Source organism: Ruminococcus sp. CAG:379, from assembly GCF_000434255.1.
GTDB lineage: Bacteria > Bacillota > Clostridia > Oscillospirales > Ruminococcaceae > Ruminococcus_F > Ruminococcus_F champanellensis.
This window is the reverse complement of sequence record NZ_FR894897.1, coordinates 14241-20571: the sequence shown is the minus strand read 5'-3', so window position 1 is coordinate 20571 and position 6331 is coordinate 14241. Positions and strand designations below refer to the sequence as shown.

General features: G+C 56.3%; 6 protein-coding genes. All 6 read left to right on the top strand.

From position 1 onward, the window contains the following. Position 1 precedes the first annotated feature (1 nt). A complete protein-coding gene (locus QVO51_RS06490) occupies positions 2-499 on the top strand; it encodes a GNAT family N-acetyltransferase (RefSeq protein ID WP_288167942.1) in 498 nt (165 codons plus the stop codon). A 397-nt stretch (positions 500-896) separates the two neighbouring features. Continuing rightward, positions 897-2285: a UDP-N-acetylmuramoyl-L-alanine--D-glutamate ligase gene (gene murD / locus QVO51_RS06485; protein ID WP_022357717.1), complete on the top strand. Its 1389-nt coding sequence runs from the start codon at positions 897-899 to the stop codon at positions 2283-2285. Between the two features lie 2 nt (positions 2286-2287). Beyond that, positions 2288-3310, top strand: a complete 1023-nt coding sequence (locus tag QVO51_RS06480; RefSeq protein ID WP_022357716.1) for a M42 family metallopeptidase — start codon at positions 2288-2290, stop codon at positions 3308-3310. Next, positions 3304-4323: a M42 family metallopeptidase gene (locus QVO51_RS06475; protein ID WP_022357715.1), complete on the top strand. Its 1020-nt coding sequence runs from the start codon at positions 3304-3306 to the stop codon at positions 4321-4323. The genes QVO51_RS06480 and QVO51_RS06475 overlap by 7 nt, the downstream gene beginning before the upstream one ends. Beyond that, complete coding sequence (locus QVO51_RS06470) at positions 4320-5120, top strand: GNAT family N-acetyltransferase (protein WP_022357714.1); 801 nt, start codon at positions 4320-4322, stop codon at positions 5118-5120. Before QVO51_RS06475 ends, QVO51_RS06470 begins: the two co-directional genes overlap by 4 nt. After that, on the top strand, positions 5120-6331 hold a 1212-nt coding region (locus QVO51_RS06465), incomplete at its 3' end, for a methionine gamma-lyase family protein (protein WP_288167941.1). The genes QVO51_RS06470 and QVO51_RS06465, both read left to right, overlap by 1 nt.

The following is a 6331-nucleotide window of genomic DNA, read 5'->3' as shown; positions in this document are numbered from 1 at the left end:
GCTGTCCGATGCAAAGGATCTGGCAGCCGCCTTATCCAACCAAAAGGTGCTGAACAATCTGCGGGACGGATTGCCCTATCCTTACACAGATCAGGATGCACAGGATTACATCCGTGCCGTGCTGTCCGCCGATCCGGATCAGACATTTGCCTATGCGGTCTGTGTAGATGACAAAGTGGTGGGCAGCATCGGTGCATTCCGGCAGGAAACTATTCGTCGGCGCACGGCGGAGCTGGGTTATTACCTGGCAGAAGCCTATTGGGGACAGGGGATCATGACCCAAGCGGTGGGTATGCTCTGTGCCCGGCTGTTTTCCGAAACGGATCTTCTGCGGATCTACGCTGAGCCTTTTGCCTATCACATGGGTTCAAGACGGGTGCTGGAAAAGGCAGGATTTCAGCTGGAGGGCATCCTTCGCAGCAATGCCTGCAAGAATAGCCAGGTCTTGGATATGGCGATGAATGGACTGACTCGGGAGCGTGGGGACAAGATCCTGTAGGAGATACTCTCATTTGGTACAATGCAAGTGCATATAAGCGGTATACACATCGGAGTATGCCGCTTTTGTTTTTTTACAGAGAAAAACGGAATCCTGCCGTGTCGCCTTGATTTTTTTCGGGATCCTTGCTATAATAATAAAGGCAACACCGCACAAAGACTGTGCGACAGATGCGTCAACAAATTGTTCGGCAGATTCCATAGAAACGACGCAGGAATACTGGCGTATTGCAAGGAATTTCTGTGTGATGTGGCGGAAAATTTGTCAGCAGATGTTGTGCAAAGCCCTCAGGCGTGCTTTGTGCAGTGCTGCCTAAAATATGTTTCTATTACGGCTGCCGCTTGCCGGAATCAGCGGCGACAATGACCGGACAGGGCGTTGCCGACAGGAGACCGTTATGACAAAGATTGAACAGTATTTTCATTGGATGCAGACAAAGCAGGTTGCTTTTATCGGAACCGGGGTCAGCCACAATGACCTGATTGCCCTATTCCTGCGCAAAGGGATCCGGGTGACCATCTGTGATCGGAAAACAGAGGAACAGATGGGGGAGACCTATACAAAATTCAAGGAGCTGGGTGCAGAATTTGATCTGGGTGACGGATACCTGGAGCATCTGACCAACTACGATGTCGTATTCCGGACGCCTGGCATGTACTTCAACAATCCGGCACTGACTGCTGCCAGAAAGCAGGGGGTCATCATCACCTCTGAAATGGAGACCTTCTTTGATCTTTGCCCCTGCCGGATCTATGGCGTAACCGGCTCTGACGGCAAGACCACCACCACCACTCTGATTTCGGAAATGCTGGCGAAAACCGGGCGCCGGGTGTATAAGGGCGGCAACATCGGCAAGGCGCTGCTGCCCTTGATTGAAACCATCCGGGAGGAGGATGCAGCAGTGGTGGAGCTGTCCAGCTTCCAGCTGATCTCTATGCGCCGTTCTCCTGATGTGGCGGTCATCACCAACATTTCCCCCAACCATCTGGACGTACATGGTACCATGGAGGAGTACATTGGCTGTAAGGAGAACCTGATTGCGCACCAGAATGCCTATTCCAAAACCGTGTTGAATCTGGACAATGCCCAGACTGCCGCCCTGGCAGAACAGGTGCGGGGCAGACTGCTGTGGTTTACCCGGCAGCAGAAGCCGGAGCGGGGCACCTTCCTGGATGCAGAAGGCTGGCTGTGTTATGCAGAAGCCGGCAAGACTCAGCGAATCGTCCGGGCGGAGGACATCCGCATTCCCGGTCTGCACAATGTGGAAAATTACCTGGCTGCCATTGCGGCCGTATGGGGTGAGGTTCCGGCAGAGACCATTGTAGAGGTGGCAAAGACCTTTGGCGGCGTGGAGCACCGGATCGAATTTGTCCGGGAACTGGATGGAGTTAAGTGGTACAATGACAGCATTGCCACCAGCCCCACCCGTGTGCTGGCAGGACTGCGCTCCTTCAACCAGCGGCTCATCGTCATTGCCGGAGGCTATGATAAAAAGATCCCCTTTGAGCCTATGGCGGAAACCGTGAACCAGCGGGTCAAGATCCTGATCCTCATGGGCGTGACGGCTCCGAAAATTGAAAAGGCTGTGACGGAGGATCCAAGCTATGATCCGGCAAAGCTGCAGATCGTCCACGCCGCATCCATGGAAGAAGCAGTGCAGAAGGCAAAGGAGTTGGCACAGCCCGGGGATATCGTGACCCTGTCTCCCGCCTGCGCAAGCTTTGACCTGTATCCCAACTTTGAAGCACGGGGACAGCACTTCAAAAACCTTGTAAAGGAGCTGTAAGCATGGAACTGTTCGAGAGGATCCGTACTCTGGCGGATGCGTCCGGGGTCTCCGGCAATGAGACAGGGGCAGCTCTGACCGCTTTGGAGATGCTGCGGGAATTCTGCCCGGATGCGGTGTATGAAAATGGCAATGTGATCGGTCACTTGGGCGTCCGGGAGCCTGGCAAGCCCCATGTGCTGATTGATGCCCATATCGATCAGATCGGCATGATCGTAACGGATATTGAAGAAAATGGATTTCTGCGGATCGGCAATGTGGGTGGTCTGGACCGGCGGTTGATGCCGGCGCAGTCCGTACTGATCCATGGCAGGGAGCTGATCGGCGGCGTGATCTGCACCATTCCCCCCCACTTGTCCGGAGGGAAGGATGCTTCCGTGCCGAAAATGGAGGATCTGGCAGTGGATACGGGCTATGACCAGGCACAGGTTTCGGCTCTGGTATCCCGGGGGGATTTTGTGCAGTTTGACACCAGTTGCATGCCCCTGCTGGATGACCGGATGACTGGTGCCGCCCTGGATGACCGATGCGGCGTGGCTGCCATTCTGCGGATGCTGGAGCTTTTGCAGGGGGAGGAACTGTCCTGTAGTGTGACCATTCTTTTTTCCAGCCAGGAGGAGCTGGGGGAACGGGGCGCCAAGATCGCCGCATATACGGTGGATCCGGACATCGCACTGGCGGTGGATGTGAGCTTCGGCTATACTGCCGACGATAAGCCCAGTGAAACCGGGGAATTGGGCAAGGGTGCCATGATCGGCATTTCCCCCACCCTGTCCAGAGAGGTGAGCAATGCCCTCATAGACGCTGCCCAGGCAGAGGATCTGCCCTATCAGCTGGAGGTCATGGAGGGACTGACTTCTACCAATGCGGATCGGTTCAGCGTGGCACGGGGAGGCGCAAAGGCATGTACCGTGTCCATTCCCCTCAAATACATGCACACCCCGGTGGAGGTTATTGACACCCGGGATGTGGAGCTGACCGCAAAACTCCTGTGTGCTTATCTTAGGAGGTGTTCTGCATGCTGAAGCATTTAGAGGCTTTGTGCCGCCTGTGTGGCACTTCCGGCAATGAACAGGATGTGCGTGCCTATATTCAGCAGACCATTGGCGATCTCGGCACATGCACTGTGGATCCCCTTGGGAATCTGCTGGTGCTGCGCAAGGGCAGAAAGCGCCCGGAGAAAACGCTGATGCTTTCCGCCCATATGGACGAGGTGGGTATGATTGTCACTAGTATCCGTTCTGACGGCAGCCTGACCTTCGGGGCAGTAGGGGGCGTGGATCCCTTTGTTATGATCGGCAGACAGGTGCTGGTGGGGGATGCAAAGCTGCCCGGGGTCATCGGTGCCAAGGCGGTGCATAAGCTGTCCGCCGCCCAGCGGGACCAGGCACCCACCTGTGATGCCTTGTCCATCGACATTGGTGCGGTGGATGCAGAGCAGGCAAAGCGTTATGTGCGTCCCGGGGATTTCGTGCATTTTTTGCCCAACTACCGGAGCATGGGGGACGGTATGATCGCCTCCAAGGCGCTGGATGACCGGGCAGGCTGTGCCATTTTGCTGGATCTTCTGGAACAGGAGCCGGAGTATGACACCTGGTTTGCATTCCTGGTGCAGGAGGAGGTAGGTCTCCGGGGAGCGATGGCGGCGGCGTATACCATTGCTCCGGATTACGCCATTGTACTGGAAACCACCACTGCCAGCGACATTCCGGACGTGTCCGGTGCAAAGCAGGTATGCCGGGTGGGCGGTGGCGCTGTGGTATCCTTTATGGATCGCAGCACCCTGTACGACCGGGAGCTGTACCGGCTTGCATTCGATACCGCTCGGCGGGAACAGATTCCGGTGCAGACCAAGACCATGATCGCAGGGGGCAATGACAGCGGCGCCATTCATATTTCCGGTAAGGGCGTCCGGACGCTTGCCATTTCTGCCCCCTGCCGATACCTGCATTCGCCCTCCTGCGTGTTGGCGTACAAGGATCTTTGCGCCTGTGAGCAACTGGCAGGGGCAATGATGAAAGAGATTCATCAGCTATGATCCGGCAGCTGACAGAGGCATCCCAGCTGGATTGTGGGTGCCTGAAAACCAACCGGTATGGCAGATGGATCTACACCTATCTGCGTGCCTATGGGGTGGGGTATGATTTCTGCCGCTTTTTCCGCATAGAGGGTGCCGGAACCGGCTATGCGCTGCTGTTCAACGCCACGCTGACCATCTATATGGATCCTACCAAGGAAGATCTGACGGAGCTTGCCCGGGAGATCCAGATGTTCATTGCCATGCATCAGCCTTTCCGTGTGGAGACTACCGCAAATCTGATGCAGTACCTGATGCAGACGGAGGGGTATCACCCCCTGCACCGGACGGTGTTTGAACTGACCTCCACCGGGTTGCCGGAGGATTTTGACGAATACGAAATTGATTTTGCTCCCAGACTGGACGATGCCTATGATATCCTCCGGGAGGGCTTCCCCCATCTGATTGCCCATGATCTGTGGCTGACGGATGTGTCCCATCGGCTCCGCAGAGGGGTCAGCAAGGTATTTACTTATAAAAATTCCACCACTGCCACCATCCTGTATGATGTGGACAATGAAGTGCTGATCGCCCAGGTTGCCACCCGTGCAGCTGCCAGAGGCAGTGGATATGCCCGGCAGTTTCTTCGCTGGCTGGCAGGATTTCTGGAGCAGTTCGGAAAGCATGCAGTGCTGATGGCACTGGATATCCGGGTCAGCTTCTATACAGAGATCGGATTCCGCCCTCTGGAAACGGAATATGTGCTGGAGCGCACGGAGCATGACCCGGAAGCCATGCAGAAAGGAAAGTTGAACTAATGTCTGATTTTTTCAGGATTGACCCTCGCATTATGCAGCTTGCAGAACAGGCGGAGCAGATCGCTGCGCAGAAATTTGCGGAGATCGACGCCAATGCCGCTTACAACGGGGAAAAGGTGCTTGCCGCCTTTATCAAAAACCGGGTCAGTGAGCCTTGCTTTTACGGCAGTACCGGCTACGGATACGGGGACATTGGCAGAGAGACCCTGGATAAGGTGTATGCCCAGGTGCTGGATGCGGAGGATGCTCTGGTGCGGCACACTTTTGTGTCTGGAACCCATGCCCTGTCCGTTGCTCTGTTCGGGGTGCTGCGTCCCGGGGACAAGCTACTGGCAGTGACCGGTAAGCCCTACGATACCCTGGAGGAAGTGATCGGCATCAGCGGCACCCCCGGGAACGGTTCCCTCATGGATTACGGCGTGGAGTATGGAGAGGTGCCTTTGACCGGTGGGGGGCTGCCGGATCTGGATGCCATTGCACAGGCTGTGCCCGGGGCAAAGGTGGCATACATCCAGCGCTCCAGAGGATATTCCCTGCGGCCTGCCTATACGGTGGAACAGATCCAGGAGATCGTGCAGACCGTGCGCCGGGTCAGCCCGGATACCATTGTAATGGTGGACAACTGCTATGGGGAATTTGTCCAGCGCAGGGAGCCTACCTCTGTGGGGGCGGATCTGATCATCGGCTCTCTGATTAAGAATGCAGGGGGATCCATTGCCCAGACCGGCGGCTACATTGCCGGCAGAAAGGATCTGGTGGAGCTGTGCTCCTATCGGCTCACCTGCGTGGGTATGGGCAAGGAAGTGGGTTGTACCCTGCATCAGAACAAGGAAATGTTCCTGGGGCTGTTCTTTGCGCCGGATGTAGTGGCAAATGCTTTGAAAACCGCTGCCTTTGCTGCGGAGCTGTTCCGGCTCATGGGCTTTGACAGCTATCCGGCATTGTCCGAGACCCGGGGGGATATCATCACCGCCATCCGGTTTGGCACTCCGGAGTTGCTGACCGCCTTTTGTCAGGGCGTGCAGAAGGGCGCCCCTGTGGATGCCTTTGTAACACCGGAACCCTGGGACATGCCCGGCTATACCAGCCAGGTCATCATGGCGGCAGGGGCATTCACCATGGGGGCTTCCATTGAGCTTTCTGCGGATGCACCCATGCGGGAACCATACGCAGTCTGGATGCAGGGCGGTATTACCTACGCCAGCGGCAGG

Coding starts and splice junctions, on each gene's coding strand:
- murD (WP_022357717.1), top strand. CDS start 897: ATGACAAAGATTGAACAGTATTTTCATTGGATGCAGACAAAGCAGGTT.
- QVO51_RS06480 (WP_022357716.1), top strand. CDS start 2,288: ATGGAACTGTTCGAGAGGATCCGTACTCTGGCGGATGCGTCCGGGGTC.
- QVO51_RS06475 (WP_022357715.1), top strand. CDS start 3,304: ATGCTGAAGCATTTAGAGGCTTTGTGCCGCCTGTGTGGCACTTCCGGC.
- QVO51_RS06470 (WP_022357714.1), top strand. CDS start 4,320: ATGATCCGGCAGCTGACAGAGGCATCCCAGCTGGATTGTGGGTGCCTG.